Annotated in this window: 20 protein-coding genes; 13 read left to right on the top strand and 7 right to left on the bottom strand. The window is 76.0% G+C overall.

The features are described 5' to 3' along the window. Positions 1–117: 117 nt before the first annotated feature. The 5 genes from FIC82_RS19120 to FIC82_RS19140 all read left to right on the top strand — a co-directional run bounded on the left by FIC82_RS19120 (position 118) and on the right by FIC82_RS19140 (position 4,882). On the top strand, positions 118–1,830 hold the full coding sequence (locus tag FIC82_RS19120; protein ID WP_216609939.1) for an ATP-binding protein: 1,713 nt from the start codon (positions 118–120) through the stop codon (positions 1,828–1,830). After that, positions 1,827–2,552: a response regulator gene (locus FIC82_RS19125; RefSeq protein ID WP_253691289.1), complete on the top strand. Its 726-nt coding sequence runs from the start codon at positions 1,827–1,829 to the stop codon at positions 2,550–2,552. The genes FIC82_RS19120 and FIC82_RS19125 overlap by 4 nt, the downstream gene beginning before the upstream one ends. Before the next feature lie 53 nt (positions 2,553–2,605). Continuing rightward, positions 2,606–3,391 (top strand): exodeoxyribonuclease III, encoded by a 786-nt coding sequence (locus tag FIC82_RS19130; RefSeq protein ID WP_168732124.1) that lies wholly within the window; start codon positions 2,606–2,608, stop codon positions 3,389–3,391. Positions 3,392–3,452: 61 nt separating this feature from the next. Beyond that, positions 3,453–4,058 carry a DUF4190 domain-containing protein gene (locus FIC82_RS19135; protein ID WP_154799538.1) on the top strand — a complete coding sequence of 202 codons (606 nt, stop codon included), beginning with the start codon at positions 3,453–3,455 and terminating at the stop codon, positions 4,056–4,058. A gap of 2 nt (positions 4,059–4,060) precedes the next feature. Continuing rightward, on the top strand, positions 4,061–4,882 hold the full coding sequence (locus tag FIC82_RS19140) for a DUF4190 domain-containing protein (RefSeq protein WP_216609940.1): 822 nt from the start codon (positions 4,061–4,063) through the stop codon (positions 4,880–4,882). 21 nt (positions 4,883–4,903) lie between these two features. On the opposite strand, the gene FIC82_RS19145 is transcribed toward FIC82_RS19140, so the two are convergent. Both FIC82_RS19145 and FIC82_RS19150 read right to left on the bottom strand, forming a co-directional pair. Then, entirely contained in the window at positions 4,904–5,563 is a 660-nt protein-coding gene (locus tag FIC82_RS19145) for a TetR/AcrR family transcriptional regulator (protein ID WP_154799539.1), read from the bottom strand. Between the two features lie 93 nt (positions 5,564–5,656). After that, a complete protein-coding gene (locus FIC82_RS19150) occupies positions 5,657–6,472 on the bottom strand; it encodes a peptidoglycan-binding domain-containing protein (protein ID WP_154799540.1) in 816 nt (271 codons plus the stop codon). A 292-nt stretch (positions 6,473–6,764) separates the two neighbouring features. On the opposite strand from FIC82_RS19150, the gene FIC82_RS19155 reads away from it, so the two are divergent. From FIC82_RS19155 to FIC82_RS19170, 4 genes are all read left to right on the top strand, one after another. Beyond that, positions 6,765–7,478 (top strand): ABC transporter ATP-binding protein, encoded by a 714-nt coding sequence (locus FIC82_RS19155; RefSeq protein ID WP_154799541.1) that lies wholly within the window; start codon positions 6,765–6,767, stop codon positions 7,476–7,478. After that, positions 7,478–8,371: a hypothetical protein gene (locus tag FIC82_RS19160; protein ID WP_154799542.1), complete on the top strand. Its 894-nt coding sequence runs from the start codon at positions 7,478–7,480 to the stop codon at positions 8,369–8,371. Before FIC82_RS19155 ends, FIC82_RS19160 begins: the two co-directional genes overlap by 1 nt. 84 nt (positions 8,372–8,455) lie before the next feature. After that, entirely contained in the window at positions 8,456–9,808 is a 1,353-nt protein-coding gene (locus tag FIC82_RS19165) for a sensor histidine kinase (protein WP_154799543.1), read from the top strand. Continuing rightward, positions 9,805–10,464 (top strand): response regulator transcription factor, encoded by a 660-nt coding sequence (locus tag FIC82_RS19170; protein WP_168732125.1) that lies wholly within the window; start codon positions 9,805–9,807, stop codon positions 10,462–10,464. The genes FIC82_RS19165 and FIC82_RS19170 overlap by 4 nt, the downstream gene beginning before the upstream one ends. Before the next feature lie 91 nt (positions 10,465–10,555). Here FIC82_RS19170 and FIC82_RS19175 read toward each other — a convergent pair whose 3' ends face one another. From FIC82_RS19175 to clpB, 3 genes are all read right to left on the bottom strand, one after another. Beyond that, on the bottom strand, positions 10,556–10,966 hold the full coding sequence (locus FIC82_RS19175; protein WP_154799544.1) for a hypothetical protein: 411 nt from the start codon (positions 10,964–10,966) through the stop codon (positions 10,556–10,558). 65 nt (positions 10,967–11,031) lie between these two features. Beyond that, positions 11,032–12,006 carry a diacylglycerol/lipid kinase family protein gene (locus FIC82_RS19180; protein ID WP_168732126.1) on the bottom strand — a complete coding sequence of 325 codons (975 nt, stop codon included), beginning with the start codon at positions 12,004–12,006 and terminating at the stop codon, positions 11,032–11,034. A gap of 213 nt (positions 12,007–12,219) precedes the next feature. Then, a complete protein-coding gene (clpB, locus tag FIC82_RS19185) occupies positions 12,220–14,838 on the bottom strand; it encodes an ATP-dependent chaperone ClpB (RefSeq protein WP_154799545.1) in 2,619 nt (872 codons plus the stop codon). Positions 14,839–15,130: 292 nt separating this feature from the next. Here clpB and FIC82_RS20915 point away from each other — a divergent pair, with 292 nt between their 5' ends. Beyond that, positions 15,131–16,480 carry an LppM family (lipo)protein gene (locus FIC82_RS20915; RefSeq protein WP_216609941.1) on the top strand — a complete coding sequence of 450 codons (1,350 nt, stop codon included), beginning with the start codon at positions 15,131–15,133 and terminating at the stop codon, positions 16,478–16,480. A 124-nt stretch (positions 16,481–16,604) separates the two neighbouring features. Here FIC82_RS20915 and FIC82_RS19195 read toward each other — a convergent pair whose 3' ends face one another. After that, positions 16,605–17,993: a TrkH family potassium uptake protein gene (locus FIC82_RS19195; RefSeq protein WP_253691290.1), complete on the bottom strand. Its 1,389-nt coding sequence runs from the start codon at positions 17,991–17,993 to the stop codon at positions 16,605–16,607. A 79-nt stretch (positions 17,994–18,072) separates the two neighbouring features. Continuing rightward, positions 18,073–19,404, bottom strand: coding sequence for an enoyl-CoA hydratase/isomerase family protein (locus tag FIC82_RS19200; RefSeq protein ID WP_336240144.1), 1,332 nt, complete (start codon positions 19,402–19,404; stop codon positions 18,073–18,075). 162 nt (positions 19,405–19,566) lie between these two features. Between FIC82_RS19200 and FIC82_RS19205 the strand changes: the two genes are divergently transcribed. The 3 genes from FIC82_RS19205 to FIC82_RS19215 all read left to right on the top strand — a co-directional run bounded on the left by FIC82_RS19205 (position 19,567) and on the right by FIC82_RS19215 (position 22,939). After that, positions 19,567–20,607: an alpha/beta hydrolase gene (locus FIC82_RS19205; RefSeq protein ID WP_168732127.1), complete on the top strand. Its 1,041-nt coding sequence runs from the start codon at positions 19,567–19,569 to the stop codon at positions 20,605–20,607. 119 nt (positions 20,608–20,726) lie between these two features. After that, on the top strand, positions 20,727–22,361 hold the full coding sequence (locus FIC82_RS19210; protein ID WP_154799546.1) for an AlkA N-terminal domain-containing protein: 1,635 nt from the start codon (positions 20,727–20,729) through the stop codon (positions 22,359–22,361). A 53-nt stretch (positions 22,362–22,414) separates the two neighbouring features. After that, positions 22,415–22,939, top strand: coding sequence for a methylated-DNA--[protein]-cysteine S-methyltransferase (locus FIC82_RS19215; RefSeq protein WP_154800585.1), 525 nt, complete (start codon positions 22,415–22,417; stop codon positions 22,937–22,939). Positions 22,940–22,945: the final 6 nt, after the last annotated feature.

Below are 22,945 nucleotides of genomic sequence, written 5' to 3' on the forward strand. Positions count from 1 at the left end.
GCCTGCGGTCGTAGTGGACGTTGCGGTCGATCCGGTGGTTCCGGCCGTTGCGGACGTTGCGGTCGTTGTGGTCACGGCGGCGACAGCGGTCGCCGCACGCTGGTGCACACTTGTCCGGTGGGTCGGGCAGTGTCGCTCCGGGTGCAGCTCCTCGTGCTGCAGGTCGCCATCGTGCTCCTGGTCGTCTCGGCCGCGGGCGGCGTCGCGTCGGCGCTCCAGCAGCGCCAGCTCCGCGACGCGTACCTCGACCGCATGACGGCGGTCGCGCTGTCCGTGGCCCGCCTGCCGGCGATCATCGACGCGTTCGACGACGACGACCCCGCCGCCACGATCCAGCCCATCGCGGAGGTCATCCGCGAGGCGTCCGACGTCACGTACGTCGTCGTGACGAACGACGAGGGCGTGCGGTACTCCCACCCGGAACCCGACCGGATCGGCGAGCCGGTCTCGACCGACCCGTCGGTGCCGCTGTCCGGCCAGGTGTGGACGGGGACGCAGACGGGCACGCTCGGCGAGTCCTGGCGCGTCAAGGTCCCCGTGTTCGGCCCGGACGGCGAGGTCATCGGCACGGCGAGCGTCGGCATCCTGGAGTCCGAGCTCGCGGACGACCTCGCGGACGACCTCGGCTGGCTCCTGGCCGCGCTCAGCGTCGCCGCCGCGCTGGGGGTCGTGTGCGCGGCGTTCGTCACGCGCATGGTCCGGCGGCGCATCTTCCGGCTCGAGCCCGGACAGATCGCGGCCCTGCTCGAGACGCGCGACGCGATGCTCCACGGCATCTCGGAGGGGGTCGTCGCGCTCGACCGCGAGGGGAACGTCGTGCTCGTGAACGACGAGGCGCAACGCCTGCTCGGCCTCGGGGCGACCGCGGACGTCGTGGGGCGCCCGGCCCGTGACGTCCTCGACCCGCAGGTCCTCGCGCTCGTCCCGGACGGCACGCCCGCGCCGGGCCCCGGCACGCCGGGGCCGGGGATCGACGACGGCGGCACGCTCGTGCTCGCGGGCGAGCGGGTCCTCCTCGCCCGCGCGGACCGGGCCCGGGTCGAGGGCCGCGCCGTCGGCACCGTCCTCGTGCTGCGCGACCACACGGAGCTGCACGCGCTCCTGCGCGACCTCGACGGCGCTCGCGGCCTCACCGACGCGCTGCGCGCCCAGTCGCACGAGTTCGCGAACAAGCTCCATGTCGTGTCCGGGCTGCTCGAGCTGGGACGCTCGGACGAGGCGGTGGCGTTCATCGAGCGGGCGGGTCACGGTGGCCTGCTGACGGCGTCCGGCACCGCGCCGGGGGTCCACTCCCCCGAGATCGCCGCTCTCCTGCTCGTGAAGGCCACCACGACGCGGGAGCGCGGGGCGCTCCTGGAGGTCGACCCGGGCGCGCACCTCGCCGCACCCTGCACGCCGGACGAGGACGCGCTGCACGGCGACGTGCTGACGGTGCTCGGCAACCTCGTGGACAACGCCGTGGAGGCGGCGGGTCAGGGCGGGCGCGTGCGCGTCCACGTCACGGACGGCGGGACGGACGACAGGTCCGGCGAGGGCGCGTCGCGGTCCGTGCGGGTCGTCGTCGAGGACGACGGTCCCGGCATCCCCGCCCGGGCGCGCGCCCTGGTGTTCTCCGCCGGGTACACGACGAAGGCGGGGCCGCAGGGCCGGGGCATCGGGCTCGCGCTCGTGCACCGGGTCGTCGCCCGCCGCGGCGGGTCGGTGCGCGTCACGGCGTCCGACCTCGGCGGTGCGCGCGTGACCGCGCTCCTGCCCCGTCCCGGCACGTCCCGGGCCGTGACCGCCGCGCGCCCGGCCGCCGCCGCTCCTGCCCCCGGGGCCGCACGGTGATCGCGGCCCGGCGTCCCGGGGCGGGGCGCGACGTCGTCGACGACCGCCTGCGGACCCTCGTCGTCGAGGACGACCCGACGATCGCGCGCCTGCACCGGGGCTTCGTGGAGTCGCACCCGCGGTTCGTCGTCGTGGGCGAGGCCAGGACGGCGGCGGAGGCGCTGCGCGCCTTCGCCCTGCTCGACCCCGACGTCGTCCTGCTCGACATCTACCTGCCCGACGCCACCGGGCTGCACGTGCTGCGCCAGATCCGGCGCCGCCCGTCACCTCCCGTCGACGTCATCGCGACGACCGCGGCGCGCGAGCTGGAGAGCGTCCGTCAGGCGATGGCGGGAGGCGTGCAGCACTACCTCGTGAAGCCCTTCACCGCGGCCGTGCTGCGGGGGCGCCTGGACGAGGTGGTGCGGCTGCGCGACGAGCTGCGGGCCGCGGGCGACGAGCTGGACCAGGACGCGGTCGACCGGCTCGTGCGGCGCGGCGCGGGGACGCCGACGCTCCCGAAGGGGCTGTCGGCGCGCAGCCTGCGGCTCGTCGCCGACGCGCTCGCCGCCGCGTGCGCGGAGTCCGCCGACGCGTCCGCCGGCGAGGTCGCCGAGCTCACGGGCATGTCCCGGGTCAGCGCGCGGCGTTACCTCGAGCACCTCGTGGAGACCGGCGTCGCGGACGTCGCGCCGCGCTACGGCGCCGCGGGCCGCCCGGAGAACGGCTACCGACCGGCCTGAGCGCCCGGCGGCGCGGCCCGGGCTCGCGCCCACGAGGACGTACGGTGGGGCCCGTGCGCCTCGCGACCTGGAACATCAATTCCGTCCGTGCCCGCGTCGACCGGGCGGTCGCGTTCCTCGAGCGGACGGGGACCGACGTCCTCGCGCTCCAGGAGACCAAGTGCACGGACGCGCAGTTCCCCGTCGCACCGTTCGAGGCGGCCGGGTACGAGGTCGCGCACGTGGGCGTGAACCAGTGGAACGGCGTCGCGGTCGTCTCGCGCGTCGGCCTGGACGACGTCGAGACCTCCTTCCCCGGCCAGCCCGCCTTCGGCGAGAAGGTCGAGGCGCGCGCGCTCGGCGCGACGTGCGGCGGCGTGCGCGTGTGGAGCCTGTACGTGCCGCACGGCCGCGAGGTCGGGGACCCGCACTACGCGTACAAGCTCCGGTGGCTCGACGAGCTCCGTACGCAGGCCGCGGGCTGGCTCGCGGACGACCCGGCGGCGCAGGTCGCGCTCGTCGGCGACTGGAACGTGGCCCCGCTGGACACCGACGTGTGGGACGTCGCGGCCTTCGCGGGCAAGACGCACGTGACACCCGCCGAGCGCGACGCCTTCGCCGCGTTCGGCGCGGCCGGGTACACCGAGGTCACGCGCGAGGCGATCCCCGCCGAGCACACCTACACCTACTGGGACTACCAGCGGCTGCGCTTCCCTCGGAACGAGGGCATGCGGATCGACTTCGCCTACCTCTCCCCCGCCGCGCGCGCCCGCGTGACCCGCGTGGCGATCGACCGCGACGAGCGCAAGGGCAAGGGTGCGTCGGACCACGTGCCGGTCGTCGTCGACCTCGCCGGGTGACCGTCCCGCGCACCCTGTGGGCGGTGGCCCGCCCCCGGCCCTGCCTCGCTACGGTGTGTCCATGACCACCCCACCCGTCCCGCCGTACGGGTCCCCCGACGAGCCCGTCGACCCGTACGCCGCACCGCGCCCGCACCAGCCGCCGCTCACCCCGTACAACCCGCCGTCGGACGACCCGGTGCCGGAGCAGGGCGGCTTCGTCACCCCGTCCGGCGCGGGCGGCGGGTACGGCGGGCAGCCGGGGACGGGATCTCCCTACGGCGCTCCCGCCGCGCCGCCCGGGCCGGCGTCCCCGTACGGTCCCGGCGCGGGCACGGCTCCCGGGTACCTCTACGGCGGCGACCCGGGCTACGGATACCCCCCGTCCGGCCCCCCGGGGTACCCGGGCCACGCGGCCTACCCGCCCGCCTACGGCGCGCCCTACGTGGCGCCCCCGCGCACGAACGGCCTGGCCCTCGCCTCGATGATCGTCTCGATCGTCAGCCTGGTGCTGTGCGCGGGCTTCCCCGCGATCGTCGGCCTCGTGCTCGGGATCGTCGCGCTCAACCAGGTGATGCGGGACGGGACGCGCGGCCGCGGGTTCGCCGTGACGGGCATCGTGGTGGGCGCCGTGGGCACGGCGTTCGCGATGCTCGTCGTCCTCGCCGCGACGTTCAGCGAGCCGTGATCATGAGCGACGACGACCTCTTCGCCCCGCCGGGTGGGCCCGCCGCCCGGCCTCCCGCGCAGCCGCCCGCACAGCCGTCGGCGGCCCGCGGTACGACCCCCGGCGCGCCGCCGCCGACGCCCGCGGCTCCCCCTGCGCCCGGCCAGGGCCAGGGATCGGCCCCGGTGCCGCCCACCTCCTCGACCGACCCCGGTTTCGCGTCGGAGACCTACTACGCCCCCGGCTGGCAGCCCGCCACACCTCGCGTCGAGCCGCTCGCCGTCGCGAGCGTCCCTGCGGGCGTGGTGCTCGGGCCGGTCGGGATCGGGCTCGGGGCCGCGGGGCTCTCGCGCGTGCGGGCACGGGGGACGCGCGGGCGCGGCCTCGCGGTCGCCGGCATCGTGGTCGGCGCCCTCGTCACGGCCGCGTGGGCCGGGGGCATGCTCGCCTGGTGGCAGGGCGAGCAGGCGCGCGCACCGCTCGCGGGCGACGTGGACGCGCCCCGGACGGTGCACGCGGTGCAGCTCGTGCTCGGGAGCTGCCTCGGCACGCTCCCGCCCGACGGCGCGGTGTCCGAGGTCCTCGTCGTGCCGTGCGCGGACGAGCACCGGGCGCAGGTCGTCGCCCGGACGGACCTCGGCGCGGACGAGGTGTGGCCCGGGCAGCAGGCCGTCGACCGCCGGGTGGCGCGGGTCTGCACGCCCGAGGCCCTCGGCGCCGACGCCCCCGACGACGTCGGGCTCGTCGTGTGGTCGCCGACCGAGGCGTCGTGGCGTGACGGCGACCGCACCGGCCTGTGCGTGGCCGCGTCCGCGGACCCGCTGCCGGCGGACCTGCTGGGCTGAGCCGGCGGCTCCCGGGCCGGGTCAGTCGACGAGGACGAGGCGCAGGTAGGCCCGCAGGTCGGCCGCCATGTCGACGCGCTCCGGCTCGGGTCGGTCGAGCGCGAGGAGCCACTGGACCTGGAGGCCGTCCATGAGCGCGATGACGTGGCGCGCCGTCGCCGCCGGGTCGACGCCCTCGCGCAGCCCGCCCTCGCGTGCGCGTCGGGCGAGCTGTTCGCCCGTCCGGCCGACCGCCCACTCGTAGCGGCGGACGAAGTGCGCGTGCGCAGGGTGGTCGGGCGACGTCGCCTCCGCGACGAGCGCCGTGAACAGCTCGACGACGTGCCTCCGCTGCCCGTTGCGCTCGACCAGGCTCACGAGCGCGTCGAAGTAGTCCGTGCCCCGGGCGAGGTCCGCCGCCAGGTCGGCCTGGTCGACGGTGTCGCGGTGGTCGAGGACCGCCTCGAGGAGCGCGACCTTGGTCGGGAAGTGGTGGAGCAGCCCCGGGTGCGACATACCGACGCGCGACGCGATCTCGCGCAGGGACGCGGCGTGGTACCCGACCTCGCCGAAGAGCACGATCGACGCCTGGAGGATCTCCTCGCGCTTCGCCCGGCCCTTCGCGTACCCGCGGCCGGGCTCCCCGGCGGCGCGACGACGGTCCGCGCTCTCCTGACCGGCCCCGATCGCCACGCTCGTCATGTGCTGCTCCGTCCGTCGTCCCGACGAGGGAACCCTACCGACCGCCGACCCGGTGGGCCGACCGGCACCGAGGCCGCCGCGCCGGACCGCCGCTCAGGACGCGGGACCGAGGTCCGTGCCGGCCGTCTCGCCGCTCGTCGTCGACGACTGCCCGGGCGCGACGGTCGAGGGCCGGTCGGTGGACGGCGTCGGCGTCGGTTCCGCGGGGCTCGTCCCGCCCGGGTCGGTCGACTCCTCGGAGCCCGTGCCCGGGGCCGCCGCGAGCGCCTCGGCGGTCGCGGCGGTCACCGCCCCGTCCCCGGCGAGCCCGTGCGCCTGCTGGAACGCGCGCAGCGCCGCGACGGTCGCGTCGTCCAGCGTGCCGGTGACCTCGACGTCCGCACCGTGCACGCGGAGCCGTTCCTGGACCCAGGTGACCGACGCAGGGTCCGGGTCGGACGTCGGGGCGGGTTCCGCCGGGGTGACCGCCGGGGCCGGCGTGGTCGGCGCGGTCGCGGGCTCCGTCGTCGTCGGCGCCGGGTCGGGGCCGCTCGCCGACGCGGGCGGCTCGCCCCCGGTACCCGTCGGGGGCTCCGGCTCCGGGTCGGTGCCCGCCGGGTCGTCCGTCGCGCCGGCACGGTCGGGCGGGGGGATGCGCGTGACCTCGGGCCGCGGTGCCTCGGGTCGCGGCGTGACCGCCGGTACCCCGTCCTCGACGAGGGCCCCTCCGTCCGCGGAGACGCCCACCACGACGCTCTCGCCGACGCCCGTCGCCGCCCCCACCATGCCGGCCACGGCGACGACGAGGGTCACGGCCCCGGCACCGGCGGCGACCGTCACCCACGGCGTCGCGGCACGGCTCCCTGCCCGCGGGAGGGGGGCGGGAACGTCGCTCGCCGGGGCGTCGGTCCGGTCGTGGCGTCGGCGCACGTCGCCTCCTTCCGGGACGGTCGGGGACCGGCGGACGACGCGACGCGCTGCCCGCCGGACGGTCGGGTGGACGTCCACCCTGCCCCATGCCCGGGCCCCGTGTCACCCCCGGTCCCCCCACCTGGGACGACGCGGCCGCCGCGCGGCACGTCCGGCCCTGTCCGGCCAGGGTTGCGACGCAGGTCGCAACCCAGGTTCCCCCGTGCGGCCCAAGACCCGGGCAGGGTCCCCGCGACAGCCTGGTGGCGCACCGCGCGGGAGGTCCGTGCGGGACGCACGGGAAGGGACCGGCATGACCACCATCCACGTCTCCGGGTTGCGCAAGGCCTACGGCGGGTTCGACGCCGTGCACGACGTGACGTTCACCGCCGCGCCGGGCCGCGTCGTCGGGCTGCTCGGGCCGAACGGCGCCGGGAAGTCGACGACGCTGCACGTCCTGCTGGGGCTGGCCGCGGCGACCGCGGGGAGCGCGACGTTCGACGGGCGCGCGTTCGCAGACCTGGCGCACCCCGCCCGCACCGTGGGCGCGCTGCTCGACGCGGGCGGCCTGCACCCCGGGCGCACGGGCCGCGACCACCTGCGCGTGCTCGCCGCCGCGGGGCGGGTCCCCGCGCGACGCGTCGACGAGGTGCTCGCGCTCGTCGGCATGACGCCCGCGGCCGACCGGCGCGTGCGCACCTACTCGCTGGGGATGCGGCAGCGCATCGGGATCGCCGCCGCGCTGCTCGGCGACCCCGAGGTGCTCGTCCTCGACGAGCCCGCGAACGGCCTCGACCCGGCCGGGATGCGCTGGCTGCGCGACCTCGTCCGCGCGTTCGCCGACGACGGCGGCACCGTCCTCCTCGCGAGCCACGTGCTGTCCGAGGTGCGGCAGGTCGCGGACGACCTGGTCGTCGTCGGGCAGGGCCGCGTCGTCGCCGACGGGCCGCTCGACGACCTGCTGCGCGGGGAGTCGCTGGAGGACTTCTACCTCGACCTGACCGCCACGACCGAAGGGGTGCGCTGATGTACCGCGCCGAGATGCTCAAGCTCCGCACGACCCGCGCGACGTGGGTCGTCGCGGCCGTCGCCGTCGCCGGGATGCTCGTCGTCCAGGCGTTCACGATCCTGCTCCCGACGATCCTGCGCGGCGCCGAGGCTCTCGGCGGCGGGACCGGCGTCGGCCTCCAGGCGTCGCCCGAGTCGTTCGAGGAGCTCGCGCCCGACCTCGGCGCGCTCACCGACGCCGCCCAGCCGGCGTTCCAGCGCGGCATGCTCGACCTGCTCGGCAACGGGCTCAACGGCTCCGGGTCGGTCGGCGTCGCGACCGTGTGCATGCTCCTCCTCGGGGTCCTTGCCGTGACCACCGACTTCCGCACCGGCGGCATCGTGCCGACGGCGCTCGTCCAGCCGGCACGGCTGCGGATCCTCGCGGCGAAGGCCGGGGCGACCGCGACCGTCGCGCTCGGCGTCGGCGTCGTGCTCGCCCTCGTCGGCGCCCTGGGCCTGACCGTCGCGATCGTCACGACGCCCGGCGCGACCCTCGCGCTCGGGCCGGGCGAGGTCCTCGGGGTGTGGGCCCGCGGGCTCGCGGTCCTCGTCCTCCTCACGTGGTTCGGGCTCGGGATCGGGACCCTCGTGCGCGGCCAGGTCGCCGGCGTCGTGACGGTCGCGGCGCTCGCGCTCGCGGAGCCGATCGTCCGGGGCGCCGTGACGCTCCTGTCGGGCGGCGAGTCCGCCGCGGCGGAATGGCTCCCGCTCGGCCTGGGCGCGCTCGCCTCGACGGGACAGTCCGGGGCGGCCCTGCTCGGTGGCGCCGCGCCGCTGGGGACGCTCGCCGCGCTCGCCGGGCTCGTCGCCTGGGTCCTGCTGCTCCTCGGGAGCGGAGCCGCGACCCTGCAGCGCCGCGACCTGGTCTGAGGACCGGACCGGACGAGGCCCCGCCCCGTAGGGTGGGCGGGGCTCGCCGCCCCCGCACCCGTCCGCACCGCACGAGGAGGAGCCGTGACCGAGACCGTGCGTCGCGCGCTCGACCGGGTCGGGGTGCGCACCGACACCGGCCGTGACGCCGTGCTCGCCGGAGTCGTCGCCGCCGCGACCGTCGTGCTGTTCCTGGGGATCGAGCGGGTGCTCACGACCGACGTCGGATCGACGTTCGGCGCCGGGCCCGGCGCGGTCGTCATCACCCCCGGGGTGCGCGCCGCCGTCCTCGTGCTCGTCGTCGGCCAGGCCGCGACGCTCACGGTCCGCCGTCGGGCACCGCTGACCTGCCTCGCGCTCGCCGTCGCGGCCCAGGTCGCGATCACCGTGCTCCTGCCGCCGTACGTCGGCTTCCAGGCCCCGGCGACGCTCGTGGCCGCGTACTCCGCCGGGGCGTACGCCGCGCGCCCCGCACGCCTCGGCGGCCCCGCGCTCGCGGCCGCCGCGCAGGTCGTGCTCGTCTTCGCCCTCGGCGGCTTCGGCGTCCCCGCCGGGACCGGACCCGCCCAGCAGACGCTCCAGGTCGGCGGGGCGCTGGTCTCGGCGCTCCTCACGTTCGTCGGGGCGGCGCTCGTCGGCTCGTACGTCGCGACGCGACGAGAGCTCGTCGCCGGGCTGCGCGACCGGGTGCGGCACGCCGAGCGCGAGCGGGAGGCGCTCGCCGCCCAGGCCGTCCTGGAGGAGCGGGCGCGCATGGCGCGCGAGCTGCACGACGTCGCGGCGCACCACCTGTCGGGCATCGTCGTCCAGGCCGCCGCGGCGGAGCGGCTGGTCGACGCCGACCCCGACCGGGCCAAGGAGTCGGTGCGCTGGATCCGTGCGCAGGGCCGCGAGACGCTCGACGACCTGCGCCTCGTGGTCGGGATCCTGCGCGGGCGCGACGAGGGCGACGGCGCCGAGCGCGAGGCACCGCAGCCCACCCTCGCGGAGGTGCCCGCGCTCCTCGACACCGCGCGCGAGGCGGGCACCACGGCGACGGTCGAGACCGAGGGCAGCCCTTGGGACCTCACGCCGAGCGCGCAGATCGCCGTCTACCGCGTGCTCCAGGAGGCGCTCGCCAACGCACGCCGCCACGCACCCGGGCGTCCGGTCGCGGTGCGGTTCGTGTGGTCGGACGCGGACGTCGTCCTCTCGGTGCGCAACCCGGCGGCACGCACGGTGCCGCCGCCGGGCACGCGGCCCGGCCACGGCCTCGTCGGGATGCGCGAGCGGGCCGCGGTGCTCGGCGGGACGCTCGACGCGCGGCGCACGCCCGACGGCGCGTGGGTGGTCCGCCTGACCGTCCCCCGCGCGCCCGCGCGCGAGCAGCTCCCGTCCGGGCCGCTCTCGACGGGCGCACCCGCCGCCCCCGCCCCTACCGACCAGGAGGTCCCGTGACCCGCGTCGTGCTCGTGGACGACCAGGCCGTCGTCCGTGCCGGCTTCACCGTCATCCTCGAGAGCGAGGGCGTCGAGGTGGTCGGCGAGGCGTCGAACGGCACGGACGCCGTGCGCGTCGCACGCCGCGAGCGGCCCGACGTCGTGTGCATGGACGTCCGCATGCCCGGCGGGGACGGGATCACGGCGACGCGCGCGCTCGCCGGGCCCGACGTCGCCGACCCCGTCCCGGTGCTCGTCGTGAGCACGTTCGACCTCGACGACTACGTGTTCGGCGCCCTGGAGGCGGGCGCGAGCGGGTTCCTGCTCAAGGACGCCGAGCCCGAGGTCCTCGTCGACGCCGTCCGGCGCGTCGCGGCGGGCGACGGCCTCGTCGACCAGTCCCTCACGCGACGCGTCATCGGCGAGTTCGCGCGCCGCCGCGCGCCCGTCTCCCGGGACGACGGCGCGGCGGCGCTCCTCACCCCGCGCGAGCTCGACATCGTCGGGCTGCTGTGCCGCGGGTCGTCCAACGCCGAGATCGCGACGACCCTCTTCCTCGAGCCGAGCACTGTGAAGTCGCACCTCGGCCGGGCGATGACGAAGACCGGCACGCGCGACCGCGTGCAGCTCGTGGTCTGGGCGTTCCGCCACGGGATCGTCGACCCGGGGGCCTGAGCTCCCCGCGATCGCGGTCATCGCGGCCGGGTGCACGACAGCCGACGGCTCCCGGCGCCGGACGCTGACCGCGGGGCGGCGAGCGGCGTGGTCAGAGCACCGTGTAGAGCAGTCCCTGCCCGAGGCCGAGGAGGACGCCGAGGAGCGCCGACGCCCCGAGCGCGGTCCCCGCGGCCGCGAGCGCCGTCCCCGGCTGCCTCTGCACGAGCACGACCGCACCCGTGATCACGGCGGCCAGACCGAGCAGGCCGACGACGACCCCGTTGACGAGCTGCAGGACGCTGACGGACGTCGGCGAGTACCCCGACGACGAGAGGACGAACGGGACGGCCAGCGTGACGACCGCGCCGACGAGGACCGTCGCGACACCGGTGACGAACGACGCGACGGCGAGCGGGGAGCGTCGAGCGCCCGGGGCCGGGGCGGGCTCCGGCGAAGGTGCCCCGTAGGCGGGCTGGGCGGGCGACCGCCAGGTCTCGGGGCCGGTCTGGGGAGAGCTCATGCACCCATCCTGCCGAAGGGTGCGGCGTCGACACCGCGCCGTCCACGGGCGGTGGGTCGACCGACTCAGCGTGCGGTGGGCGCGCCCTCGGCCAGGTCCTCGGACTCGTCGGGCTGGTACACGCACACCCACAGCGCCTCGGGCCGCACGGCCACGTCGAGGCGCTCGGACGGCTCGATCACGTCGCCGTCGAGCTGACGCGGCTGCGGGCGGTCCGAGACGACCGAGATCTCGCGGCCCCGCACGACCTCCCGGCTCGGGACCCGGCTCTTGCCCCGCACGACGCCCCACAGGAGCTGCACCCAGTGCTTGAGGTTGCGGGGCGCGACGATCGCGACCTCGAGCTGCCCGTTGTCCGGCTCGGCGTCGGGCAGGAGGTTCGTCCCCGCCTGGAGGCGCCCGACGTTCCCGACGAGGACGGTCCGGGCCCGACGCCGCCGCGTCCGGCCGTCGACCGTCACCTCGAGGTTCATCTCGTCGTCGGTCAGGTGCTTGAGCGCGGAGACCACGTACGCGAGGGCCCCGGCCTTCGCCTTGAGCGCGGTCGGGGCGTCGTCCATCATCGCGGCGTCGAGACCCATGCCCGCCATCACGGCGAAGACCTGCCCGTCGACCTCCCCGACGTCGATCTGTCGGCGCCCGCGCTCGAGCGCGAGCCGGATCCCGTCCTCGGGCCGCGGCGGGATGCCGAGGTTCGTCGCGAGCAGGTTCCCCGTGCCGCCCGGCAGGATCGCGAGCGCCGCGTCGGTGCCCACGAGCCCCTCGATGCACGCCCGGACCGTCCCGTCGCCGCCGCTGACGAACACGACCTCCGCGCCGTCGTCGACGGCCTGGCGCGCCTGGCCCGTCCCCGGGTCCTCCGCGGTGGTCTCGAGCCACGCGGGCTCGGGCCATCCCGCCTCGGCGAGGCGCGCGGTGATCGTGGCGCGCAAGGCGTCGAGACCGTCGACCCGGTTCGGGTTGACGATGACGGCGGAGCGCAGGGGCTTCTCGTCGAGGCGTTGCTGGGCGGCGGGCTCGGTGGTCTCGTCGGTCGGCACGACCCGAGTATGTCCCGGCCCCGGACCACCCGCCCGACGTCGGCCGCCCTCGCCCCACCCACGAGAACCCTGGTCCCGCGAGGTAGAACCGTGGTTGCGCGAGGTAGAACCGTGGTTGCGCGAGGTAGAACCCTGGTCCACGACCAGGGTTCTCTCTCGGCCTACCAGAGTTCTACCTCGGCGGACCAGGGTTCTACCTCGGCGGGGCGGGGGTCAGGCCGCGAGGGCCTCCGTGCCGAGGGTCAGGCCCTCGGACCCCGGGTCGCGGTCCACGACCACGACGTCGCCGTCGGTCACGTCGCCCGAGAGCAGCATCCGCGCGAGGCGGTCGCCGATCTCGCGCTGCACGAGGCGGCGCAGCGGGCGCGCGCCGTACGCGGGGTCGAAGCCCTCGAGCGCGAGCCACTCCCGCGCCGCCGTCGTGACGTCGAGCGTGATGCGCCGGTCGGCGAGCCGCCGGCCGAGCCCCGCGACCTGGATGTCCACGATCCGCCCGAGCTCCTCGATCGTGAGCGGCTCGAAGACGATCACGTCGTCGAGGCGGTTGAGGAACTCCGGCTTGAAGGACGCCCGCACGGTGCTCATGACGGCCTCGCGCTTCGCGGCGTCGTCGAGCATCGGGTCCACGAGGAACTGCGAGCCGAGGTTCGACGTGAGCACGAGGATGACGTTGCGGAAGTCGACCGTGCGGCCCTGGCCGTCGGTGAGGCGGCCGTCGTCGAGCACCTGCAGCAGGATGTCGAAGACCTCCGGGTGCGCCTTCTCGACCTCGTCGAGCAGCACGACCGAGTACGGCCGGCGCCGCACGGCCTCGGTGAGCTGGCCGCCCTCCTCGTAGCCGACGTACCCCGGGGGCGCGCCGACGAGCCGGGCCACCGAGTGCTTCTCGGAGTACTCCGACATGTCGATGCGCACCATGGCGCGCTCGTCGTCGAACAGGAAGTCGGCGAGCGACTTCGCGAGCTCGGTCTTGCCGACACCCGTCGGCCCCAGGAAGAGGAACGAGCCCGTGGGGCGGTCCGGGTCGGCGACACCCGCGCGCGACCGTCGGACGGCGTCCGACACGGAGCGCACCGCGGCCTGCTGGCCGATGAGGCGCTCCCCGATGACGTCCTCCATGTGCAGGAGCTTCTCGCTCTCGCCCTGGAGCATGCGGCCCGCGGGGATGCCGGTCCACGCGGACACGACCTCGGCGATCTCGTCCGCGCCGACCTTGTCGGCGATCATCGGCGCCTGCTCCGCGACGGCGTCGGCGGCGTCGGTGGCCGCCTCCTCGGCCTCGGCCGCGTCGAGCTCGCGCTGGAGCTGCGGGATCTCGCCGTACTGCAGCCGCCCCGCCGTCTCCAGGTCGCCCTCGCGCACGGCCCGCTCGACGGCGGTCCGCAGCTCGTCGAGCCGCGCGCGCAGGTCGCCGACGCGGTTGTGGCCCGCCTTCTCGGCCTCCCAGCGCGCGGTGAGCGCGGCGAGCTCCTCGCGCCGGTCGGCGAGGTCGGCGCGCAGCCTCTCCAGGCGTTCGAGCGACGCGGGGTCGGTCGACTCCGAGAGCACGACCTCCTCCATCTCCAGGCGCGTCACCGCGCGCTGGAGCTCGTCGATCTCGATCGGCGAGGAGTCGAGCTCCATGCGCAGGCGCGACGCGGCCTCGTCGACGAGGTCGATCGCCTTGTCCGGGAGCTGGCGGCCGGTGATGTACCGGTCGGAGAGCGACGCCGCGGCGACGAGCGCCGAGTCCGCGATCGTCACCTTGTGGTGCGCCTCGTACCGCTCCTTGAGGCCGCGCAGGATCGCGACCGTGTCCTCGACGGAGGGCTCCCCGACGAACACCTGCTGGAAGCGGCGCTCCAGCGCCGGGTCCTTCTCGACGTACTCCCGGTACTCGTCGAGCGTGGTCGCGCCGACGAGACGCAGCTCGCCGCGCGCGAGCATGGGCTTGAGCATGTTGCCCGCGTCCATGGCTCCTTCGCCGCCGGCCCCCGCGCCGACGACGGTGTGCAGCTCGTCGATGAACGTGACGACCTCGCCGTCGGAGGACCGGATCTCCTCCAGCACGGCCTTGAGCCGCTCCTCGAACTCGCCGCGGTACTTCGCGCCCGCGACCATGCTCGCGAGGTCGAGCGAGACGAGGCGCTTGCCCTGGAGCGACGTCGGGACGTCGCCCGCGACGATGCGCTGGGCGAGCCCCTCGACGACGGCCGTCTTGCCGACGCCGGGCTCGCCGATGAGGACGGGGTTGTTCTTGGTGCGGCGGCTCAAGACCTGCACGACGCGCCGGATCTCGGAGTCGCGCCCGATGACGGGGTCGAGCCTGCCCTCTGCGGCCGCGGCCGTGAGGTCGGTGCCGTACTGCTCGAGGGCCTTGTACGTGCCCTCGGGGTTGGGGCTCGTCACGCGCGCGCTGCCGCGCACCGCGGGCAGCGCCGAGCGCAGCGCGTCGGCGGTCGCGCCGGACTGCTGGAGGGCCGTCGCGGCGGGCGAGGATCCCGCGGCGATGCCGAGCAGGAGGTGCTCGGTCGAGACGTACTCGTCGCCGAGGGCCTGCGCCTCCTGCGCGGCGGCGTCGAGCGCCGTCGACGTGGCGCGCGACGGCGTCGGCTGTGCGACGGCCGACCCGCTCGCCGTGGGCAGCGCGACGAGCGCGGCGCGGACCTTCTGCCCGATCGCCTGCTTGTCCGCGCCGACGGCGTCGAGGAGCCCGACGGCGACCCCGCCCTCCTGCGTGAGCAGGGCGGCGAGGAGGTGCGTGGGCTCGAGCTGGGGGTTGCCGGCGGCCGACGCGGTCTGGATCGCCTCGCCGATCGCCTGCTGCGACTTCGTGGTGAACTTCGTTTCCATAGGTGCTCCGGTGTGGTGCTCGAAAGATGGTCTGACCAGTGGAACGACTCCGAAGTTGAGTGTATTCCGCTCAACTTCATTCGTCAGCCTCGCGCGCCGCTCCCGGTGGACCGTGGGCCCGAGCGGATGAACTCCGGCCGCATTCCGTCTCAAATCGGCATCGACCCTCGCCTCGGGCGACGATCCGCGACATGCTGGGCGGGTGAACTCCTCACCCTTGCGCAGACGACTCGGCCTCGGCGCCCTCTTCGCCACCCTCGCACTGTTCCTCGCGGGGTGCATGAGGATGGACATGGCCATCACCCTCAACGAGGACGACACGTTCGACGGCAGCGTCGTCATGGCGTTCAGCGACGAGCTCGCGACGTCCCTGGACATGGACCCGCAGGAGATGTGGGACCAGATGGGCTCCGAGATGGAGTCCGACCTGCCCGAGGGCGCGACGCAGGAGCCCTACGCGCAGGACGGCTACACCGGCACGAAGATCACCTACGCCGACCAGCCGATCGCGCAGCTCGACACCGGCGCGGCGGACTCGATCTCCGTCACGCGCGAGGGTGACGAGTACGTCGTGAGCGGGTCGATGGACATGACCGGCGAGGAGTTCAACCCGGACACGGGTGACGCGACGAGCGACGAGATGACGCGGCAGATGATGGAGGGCCTCGACATCAAGGTCGCCATCACCTTCCCGGGCGAGGTCGTCGAGTCGAACGGCACGGTCGACGGCAACACCGTGACGTGGACGCCGGTCGTCGGCGAGACCAACGAGATGACGGCGCGCGGCTCGGCCGTCGCGGGCGGCGCCGCGAGCGGCGGCGAGGACAGCTCCGACGAGTCGACCGAGGGCACCGACGGCACCACCGCGCCCGACGGCGGCGACAGCGCGGGCAACGCCTCGGACTCCGGCTCGATGGCCTGGCTCTGGTTCGTCATCGGCGGCGTCGTGCTGCTCGGCATCATCGGTCTCGTGCTGTGGCTCGTGCTCCGCTCCAAGCCGGACGCCCAGGACGGTCAGGCGGCGGGCTTCCAGCAGGGCGGCTACCCGGGTCAGCCCGGTCAGCCCGGTGCCTACGCCGCACCCGGCCAGCCTGGTCAGCCTGGTCAGTACCCCGGCCAGCCGCAGGGGCAGTACCCGGGCCAGCAGGGCCAGTACCCCGGGCAGCAGGGCGCCTACCCGGGCCAGCCCGGCGCCTACCCCGGGCAGCAGCCGGGCCAGCAGCAGCCGGGCGCGTACCCCGGCCAGCCGGGTGCCTACCCGGGCCAGCCGGGTCAGCAGCCGGGCGCCTACCCGGGCCAGCCGGGCGCGCCGCAGGGCTACGGGGCGCAGCCCCCGGCCCCGGGCCCGGGCCCGTACGGCACCCAGCCGCCCGCCCCGCCGCAGCCGCAGGGGGGCCACCCCGGAGCGGCGCCGTACGCGCCCCCCGGAGCGCCGCACCCGCAGTCGTCCCCGACGACACCGCTCCCCGCGCAGCCGCCCGTCCCCCCGGGGGCGACCCAGCCGCTGCCGCCGTACCAGCAGCCGGCCCCGACCCAGCCGCTCCCGCCGCAGCCGGGTGCGGGACCGGACGGTCCGGAGGCGCCGGGCGGCCCGGACGACGAGATCGACGACGCGACGCGTCTGCGCCCTCCGCCCGAGTGACCGGCGCGCCTCCTCGCGCGGTGGACTCCGCACGAGGCACGTGAGCCGTAGCAGCTGACGCACACGGCCCGCCCCGGGACGCCCGGGGCGGGCCGTCGCGGGTCTGACCGCGGCAGGAGCGCGCTCAGCCGATGATGGCGGCGCTCTCGGGCCGGCGGAACATGCGTGGGCGCTCGCGCAGCGCCAGAGCGGTGCCGAGGGTGATCGGCCCGAGCCGGCCCAGGAACATCAGCGCGACCAGGATGAGCTGGTGCGGTCCGGCAAGGTCGGCAGTGATCCCGGTGGACAGACCGGTGGTAGAGAACGCGGACGTGACCTCGAACAGGACCCGGTCCAGACCGTGGTGCGAGGTCGCGGTGATCACCAGGGTGGGCACCAGCACGGCCGCGACCCCGAGGAGCGCGACGGTGACCGCCTGGCGCTGTGTCGCCGGTGCGATGCGTCGGTCGAACGCGTCCACGTCGGGGTCACCCCGCAGCTCGGACCAGATCACGAACGCGAGAACCACGAAGGTCACGACCTTGATACCGCCCGCCGTGCCGGCGCTGCCGCCGCCGACGAACATCAGGACGTCGGTACCGAGCCAGGTGCCCTCGTTCATCGCGGAGGTGTCCACGGAGTTGAACCCGGCCGTGCGTGCCATGACGGACTGCGTGACCGCGCCGAGCAGCTTGCCCCCGATGCTCAACGGGCCGAGCGTGCGAGGGTTCGCCCACTCGAGCGCGAGGAAGAGCGCCGTGCCGCCGACCAGGAGCAGACCGGTCGTCGCGAGCGTGAGCTTCGTGTGCAGGGACCATCGCGAGGGCTTGGCCCGGCGCCGGCGGTAGAGCTCGAAGATCACCGGGAATCCGATCCCGCCCAGGACCACCGCGAGGCAGAGCGGCAGACAGATCCACGGGTCGGCGACGAACGTGACGAGCGAGTCGGAGTACAGGGCGAACCCGGCATTGTTGAAGGCGGAGACCGCGTGGAACACCCCACCCCATGCCGCCTCGCCCGGGCTCGCGCCGTACCCGACCATCAGCCGCCCCGCCACGAGAAGGGCGACGGCGCCCTCGACCGCCACCGTCACCCGGAGCACACCCACGAGAACCGAGCGCACGTCACCGAGCTGGACCGAGCGCGTGGACGCCTGGGCGACCATCCGCGTGTTCAGGTCCAGTCGTCGCGAGATCAACAGCCCCAGCAACGACGCCACCGTCATCACCCCGAACCCGCCGAGCTGGATCAGCGCCAGGATCACGACCTGCCCGAACGGCGTCCAGAACGTCGGTGTGTCCACCACGACGAGGCCTGTCACGCACGCGGCCGACGTCGCGGTGAACAACGCCTCCAGCGGCGTCGCGGCACGGTCCGCCGTCGCGACCGGGAGCATCAGCAGGACGGCACCGACGACGATCGCGGCCGCGAACCCCAGCACCACCAGGCGTCCGGGCCGGCGTCGCACCGGTCGGTCCGGGCGCACGCCGGACCCGAGCGGACGACGGTGAGGCAGCGAGGCGAGAGTCGGCACGCCACCGGTCTATCGCACGCGAGCGGCCCGTCGACCTGGTTCTTACGGAACTCTTACGCCCGGGCGCGCCCCGAGCGCGTCAGGACTCGACGGTGACCTCGACGACGTCGCCCACGGCGTCGAACCGCACCGCGGGCCAATAGCCGTCGAGGAAGTGCTCGCCGCACGAGTCCGCGAGGTGCACGACCGTGCCGCCGTCGTCGCGCCGCTCGACGAGCTCGACCACGAGGTCCCCGGTCGCCTCCGCCAGCTCGTCCGTCGTCGGCTCGTCCTCGCCGAACCGACGCACCACGGCCTCGACCGCGCGGCGCGCCAGCCGCGGGCTCAGGGCGTCGTCCCACAGCGCCTCCGCAGGCACGTACGCGAGCGCCTGCGCCCCGACGCCGGGGTCGACCTCGGCGAGCGTCGCGGGGTGCCACGAGGGGTCGCGGTCCTTGTCGACCACCTGCGCGCGGACGCCCTCGACGAGGTCGGGCTGCGTGTCGACGAACCAGCAGACGAGCCCGTACTCCTGCTCCAGCGCGGCGCGCAGGTCCGGGAGGCCGCGCGCGCTGCGCACCGCGGCGAGCGCCACGGTGAGAGCGGTCGGCGAGAGACGTTCGAGCTCGTCGGCCTCGGCGCCCGCCTGCTCGTCCCCGTCCCGGGCCGCGGCGCGCAGGCGCGCCCCGATCTCGGGCACGGTGCCCGCCGCGTACGCGGCGTCGACCGCCGTCTGCCGGGCGACGAGGCGCGAGACGGGTGCGGGCAGGGCGTGGCGGCGCACGACGTCACGCACGTCCTCGACGTCGAGCGGGTCGACGCCCGCGGTCGCGAGCGCGGCGAGGTCGGCGGCGAGGACCGGCAGCCGCTCGCTCGGCACGTGGTGGTCGGCGAGCCCGACGAAGATCGCGTCGGCGGCGTCCATCGTCACCGCGCCGAGCGCGAGCATCTCCCCGAGCCGCCCGGGGGCGCGCGCCAGGAGCCAGGACCCGCCGACGTCGGGCGTGAAGCCGATCCGCGTCTCCGGCATGGCGATGCGCGAGCGCTCGGTGACCACGCGCACCGGGGCGTGCGCGCCCACGCCGACGCCGCCGCCCATCGTGATGCCGTCCATGATCGTCACGACGGGCACTGGCAGCTCGGCGAGCGCCGCGTCGACGGCGTACTCACGCCGGAAGTAGCGGCGCGCGTCGGCCGGCCTCCCGGCCACGATCGACGCGCGCAGCTCCCGGACGTCGCCGCCCGCGCACAGGCCGCGGTCGCCCGCGCCGTCGAGCAGCACGAGTCGCACGGTCGGGTCGACCCGCCACTCCTCGAGCACGTCGGCGATCTCGCCGAGCATCGAGTAGCCGAGCGCGTTGAGCGCGCGGGGGCGGTCCAGGGTGAGGTGCCCGACGCCGTCGTCGACGCGGGCGATGATCTCGCTCGTCACGCGCGCCACGCTACCCCCGCGCCGGTCCGCCAGCGCCCCACGGTGTGCCGGGCCCCGGGCCGTCGGCACGGCTCGACGAGACCCCGACCTGTCAGCGCTCGACGTACCCCGGGACCGGTGGGAGGCTGACGGGTCGGACGAGCCGGTGGCGAGGAGGAGACGGTGGACGAGACGGCCGCAGCGGAGACGGGGTGGCGCAGGGACGTGCTGGGCGAGGACTGGGTCGCGCGCGACCTCGACCTGCCGGACGGCGCGGTGGCGACGCTCGTGCGCAGGTCCGACGGCGCGCGCCCGCACGGCTCGAACGGCTCGCCGGGTGGCGCGACGGCCGCGGGCGAGGAGCCGACGTCGGGCGAGGGCACCCGTCCCGCGGTGCTGTACGTGCACGGGTTCATCGACTACTTCTTCCAGACCCACGTCGCCGAGGCGGTCGAGGCGCGCGGGTACCGGTTCTACGCGCTCGACCTGCGCGGCTACGGTCGCTCGATCGGACGCGGCTCGGGCGCGCCGTCGCGGCCCGACGACGACCCGAACTTCGTCACCGACCTCGCCGTGTACGCCCAGGACCTCGACGCGGCGGCACGCGCGATCCGCGCGGAGGGGCACGAGCGGCTCGTCGTGCTCGGGCACTCGACGGGAGGCCTCGTCGCGAGCCTGTGGGCCGACGCGCGACCCGGCCGGCTCGCGGCGCTCGTGCTGAACAGCCCGTGGTTCGACCTCAACAAGCCGTGGGTGTTCCGCGGGCCGGTGACGCGCGTGGTGGACGTCGTCGGGCGCGTCGCGCCCCGGCTCGTCGTGGGCGGGCTGGACCCGCACTGGGCCGAGGCCCTGCACGCGAGCACGGGCGGGGAGTGGGACTTCGACCTCGCGTGGAAGCCGATCGAGGGCTTCCCCGTCCGCGCCGGGTTCCTGCGGACGGTGCGGCGCAGCCACGCGCGCGTCGCGCGCGGCCTGCACGTCGACTGCCCCGTCCTCGTGCTCGCGTCGGCGCGGAGCGGCCCGGCGTCGGGGTGGCACGAGGAGCTGCTCACGACCGACTCCGTGCTCGACGTCGAGCACATCACGTCCCGCGCCGCGGGCCTCGGCGACGACGTCACCGTCGTCACCGTCGAGGGCGGCGCGCACGACCTCGCGCTCTCCCCCGAGCCCGCACGCTCGACGTACCTGCGCGAGGTGCTCGACTGGCTCGACGCCCGGGTCTGACACCCCCGGTCGCCCGACCGACCGCTCCCCGGCGCCGCCGTGGGACGGCGCGCCGCGGTCCCACCGTCGTGTCCGAATCCCGCTAGCCAAGGTGCCGCCCCGCGGGTGAGGATCGAGTCATGACGACGACCCTCGCGACCCCCCGCCCCGCGGCGGACCCCGTGTTCGCGGAGCGCTACCGCGCCATCGCGTCGCGCGACCGCCGGTTCGACGGCCAGTTCATCACCGCCGTCAGCAGCACCGGCATCTACTGCCGCCCCTCGTGCCCGGCGCGCACGCCCAAGCCGGAGAACGTCACGTTCTACCTCACGTCGGCGGCCGCCCACGAGGCCGGCTACCGCGCGTGCAAGCGCTGCCTCCCCGAGGCCGTGCCCGGGACGCCGAGCTGGGACCTCGGGCACGACCTCTCGGCCCGTGCGATGCGCCTCGTCGCCGACGGCGTCGTGGACCGCGAGGGGGTCGACGGCCTCGCCGCGCGCCTCGGCTACTCGCCCCGGCACGTGCACCGCGTGCTCGTCGCGGAGCTCGGGGCGGGACCCGTCGCGCTCGCCCGCGCGCTGCGCGCCCAGACCGCGCGCGCCCTGCTCACGGGTACGGACCTCCGTCTCGCCGACGTCGCGTTCGCCGCGGGCTTCGGCAGCGTCCGGCAGTTCAACGACACGATCACCGAGGTCTTCGACACGACCCCGGGCGAGCTGCGCCGTCGGGCGCGGCCCGGCCGACCCGCCCGCCCCCGTGGCGCGCGGGCGGGCGAGGCGGTCGGCGTCCCGGGCGACCCGGGGACCGTCGGCGACGACGGCGGCACCACCGCCGTGCTCGACCTCACGCTCCCCCTGCGCGAGCCGTTCGACGCGCGGGGCGTCTTCTCGTTCCTCGCGGCGCGCGCCGTCGACGGCGTCGAGGTGGCCGACCTCGCCGGTCCCCGCCTGTCGTACGCGCGCACGCTCGCCCTCCCGCACGGGCCGGGAGCCTTCCGCGCGACGTACGGCCCGCCGCCGGGGAGCACCCGCGGTGCGGCACGGTTCCACGTCGAGCTCGAGCTCACGTCCGTGGCCGACCTGCCCGCGGCGATCGCCCGGGTCCGCCGCCTGTTCGATCTCGACGCCGACCCGGCCGCCGTAGACACCGCGCTCGCGGCGGACCCGGCGCTCGCCGCGTCGGTGCGCGCCGTCCCGGGCGTCCGCGTGCCGGGCGCGGTGGAACCGACGGAGATCCTCGTGCGCGCCCTCGTCGGGCAGCAGATCTCGGTCGCCGCCGCGCGCACGCACCTGTCGCGGCTCACCGTCGCGCTCGGCACCCCGTTCGCGTCCCGGTTCGGCCCGACCCGTCTCTTCCCGACGGCCGCGCAGATCGCCGACGGTGGCGCGGACCACGTGCGCGGTCCCGCGCGGCGCACGGCCGCGATCCTCGGCGTCGCGCGCGCCCTCGCCGACGGCGCGCTCGCGCTGTCCCCCGCCGACGACCCGGCCGCGCAGCGCGCCGCGCTCGAGGCCATGCCCGGCGTCGGGCCCTGGACGTCCGGGTACGTCGCGATGCGCGTCCTGCACGACCCCGACGTCCTGCTCGACGGCGACCTCGCCCTCCGCGCGGGCGCGGCGGCGCTCGGCCTGCCCGACGAGCGCCGGGCGCTCGCCGCGTACGCCGCACGCTGGGCGCCGTGGCGCTCGTACGCCGCGATGCACCTGTGGCGCGCCGCCGTGCCGCCGCGGACGACCCTCGACGCCCCCGACAACCCGACGAAGGAGACCCCGTGACCACCGCACCGACCCGCACCGGGACGACCACCGGCACGACCGGCAGTGCCGCGCTGGCGACCACCCTCACCACCCCCGACGGCCCGTTCACGGTCGTCGTGGACCCCGACGGCACGGTCCTGGCCTCCGGCTGGACCGCCGACCCGGCGGCGCTCGTCGCGCTCGTCCACCCCGACCTGCGGCCCGCGGAGGCGACGCCCGTGCCCGACGACGACCCCGCCGTCACGAGTGCGGTCGCCGCGGTCCGGGCGTACTACGCGGGAGACGTGCACGCGATCGACGGCGTGCCCGTGCGCCAGGTGTCGGGTCCGTACCGGGCGCACGCGTGGGACGTGCTGCGCACGGTCGAGCCGGGCGACCCGGTCACCTACACGCGGTACGCCGAGCTGTCGGGGCGGCCCGCCGCGGTGCGCGCCGCCGCGGGCGCGTGCGCGATGAACGCCGCCGCGCTGTTCGTCCCGTGCCACCGCGTGCTGCGCACGGACGGCAGCCTCGGCGGGTTCCGCTACGGCCTCGAGGTCAAGCGCAGCCTGCTCGACCGCGAGGCCCGCGCGACCGGGGCGCCGTCGCTCCTCTGAGCGCTC

The sequence above is a fragment of the Cellulosimicrobium protaetiae genome (assembly GCF_009708005.2).
Lineage (GTDB): Bacteria > Actinomycetota > Actinomycetes > Actinomycetales > Cellulomonadaceae > Cellulosimicrobium > Cellulosimicrobium protaetiae.

What these genes read in the sequence shown, in the direction of transcription:
- FIC82_RS19135 (WP_154799538.1), top strand. Translation starts at nt 3,453, where the DNA reads ATGACCACCCCACCCGTCCCGCCGTACGGGTCCCCCGACGAGCCCGTC.
- FIC82_RS19140 (WP_216609940.1), top strand. Translation starts at nt 4,061, where the DNA reads ATGAGCGACGACGACCTCTTCGCCCCGCCGGGTGGGCCCGCCGCCCGG.
- FIC82_RS19145 (WP_154799539.1), bottom strand. Translation starts at nt 5,563, where the DNA reads ATGACGAGCGTGGCGATCGGGGCCGGTCAGGAGAGCGCGGACCGTCGT.
- FIC82_RS19155 (WP_154799541.1), top strand. Translation starts at nt 6,765, where the DNA reads ATGACCACCATCCACGTCTCCGGGTTGCGCAAGGCCTACGGCGGGTTC.
- FIC82_RS19160 (WP_154799542.1), top strand. Translation starts at nt 7,478, where the DNA reads ATGTACCGCGCCGAGATGCTCAAGCTCCGCACGACCCGCGCGACGTGG.
- FIC82_RS19175 (WP_154799544.1), bottom strand. Translation starts at nt 10,966, where the DNA reads ATGAGCTCTCCCCAGACCGGCCCCGAGACCTGGCGGTCGCCCGCCCAG.
- clpB (WP_154799545.1), bottom strand. Translation starts at nt 14,838, where the DNA reads ATGGAAACGAAGTTCACCACGAAGTCGCAGCAGGCGATCGGCGAGGCG.
- FIC82_RS20915 (WP_216609941.1), top strand. Translation starts at nt 15,131, where the DNA reads ATGGCCATCACCCTCAACGAGGACGACACGTTCGACGGCAGCGTCGTC.
- FIC82_RS19210 (WP_154799546.1), top strand. Translation starts at nt 20,727, where the DNA reads ATGACGACGACCCTCGCGACCCCCCGCCCCGCGGCGGACCCCGTGTTC.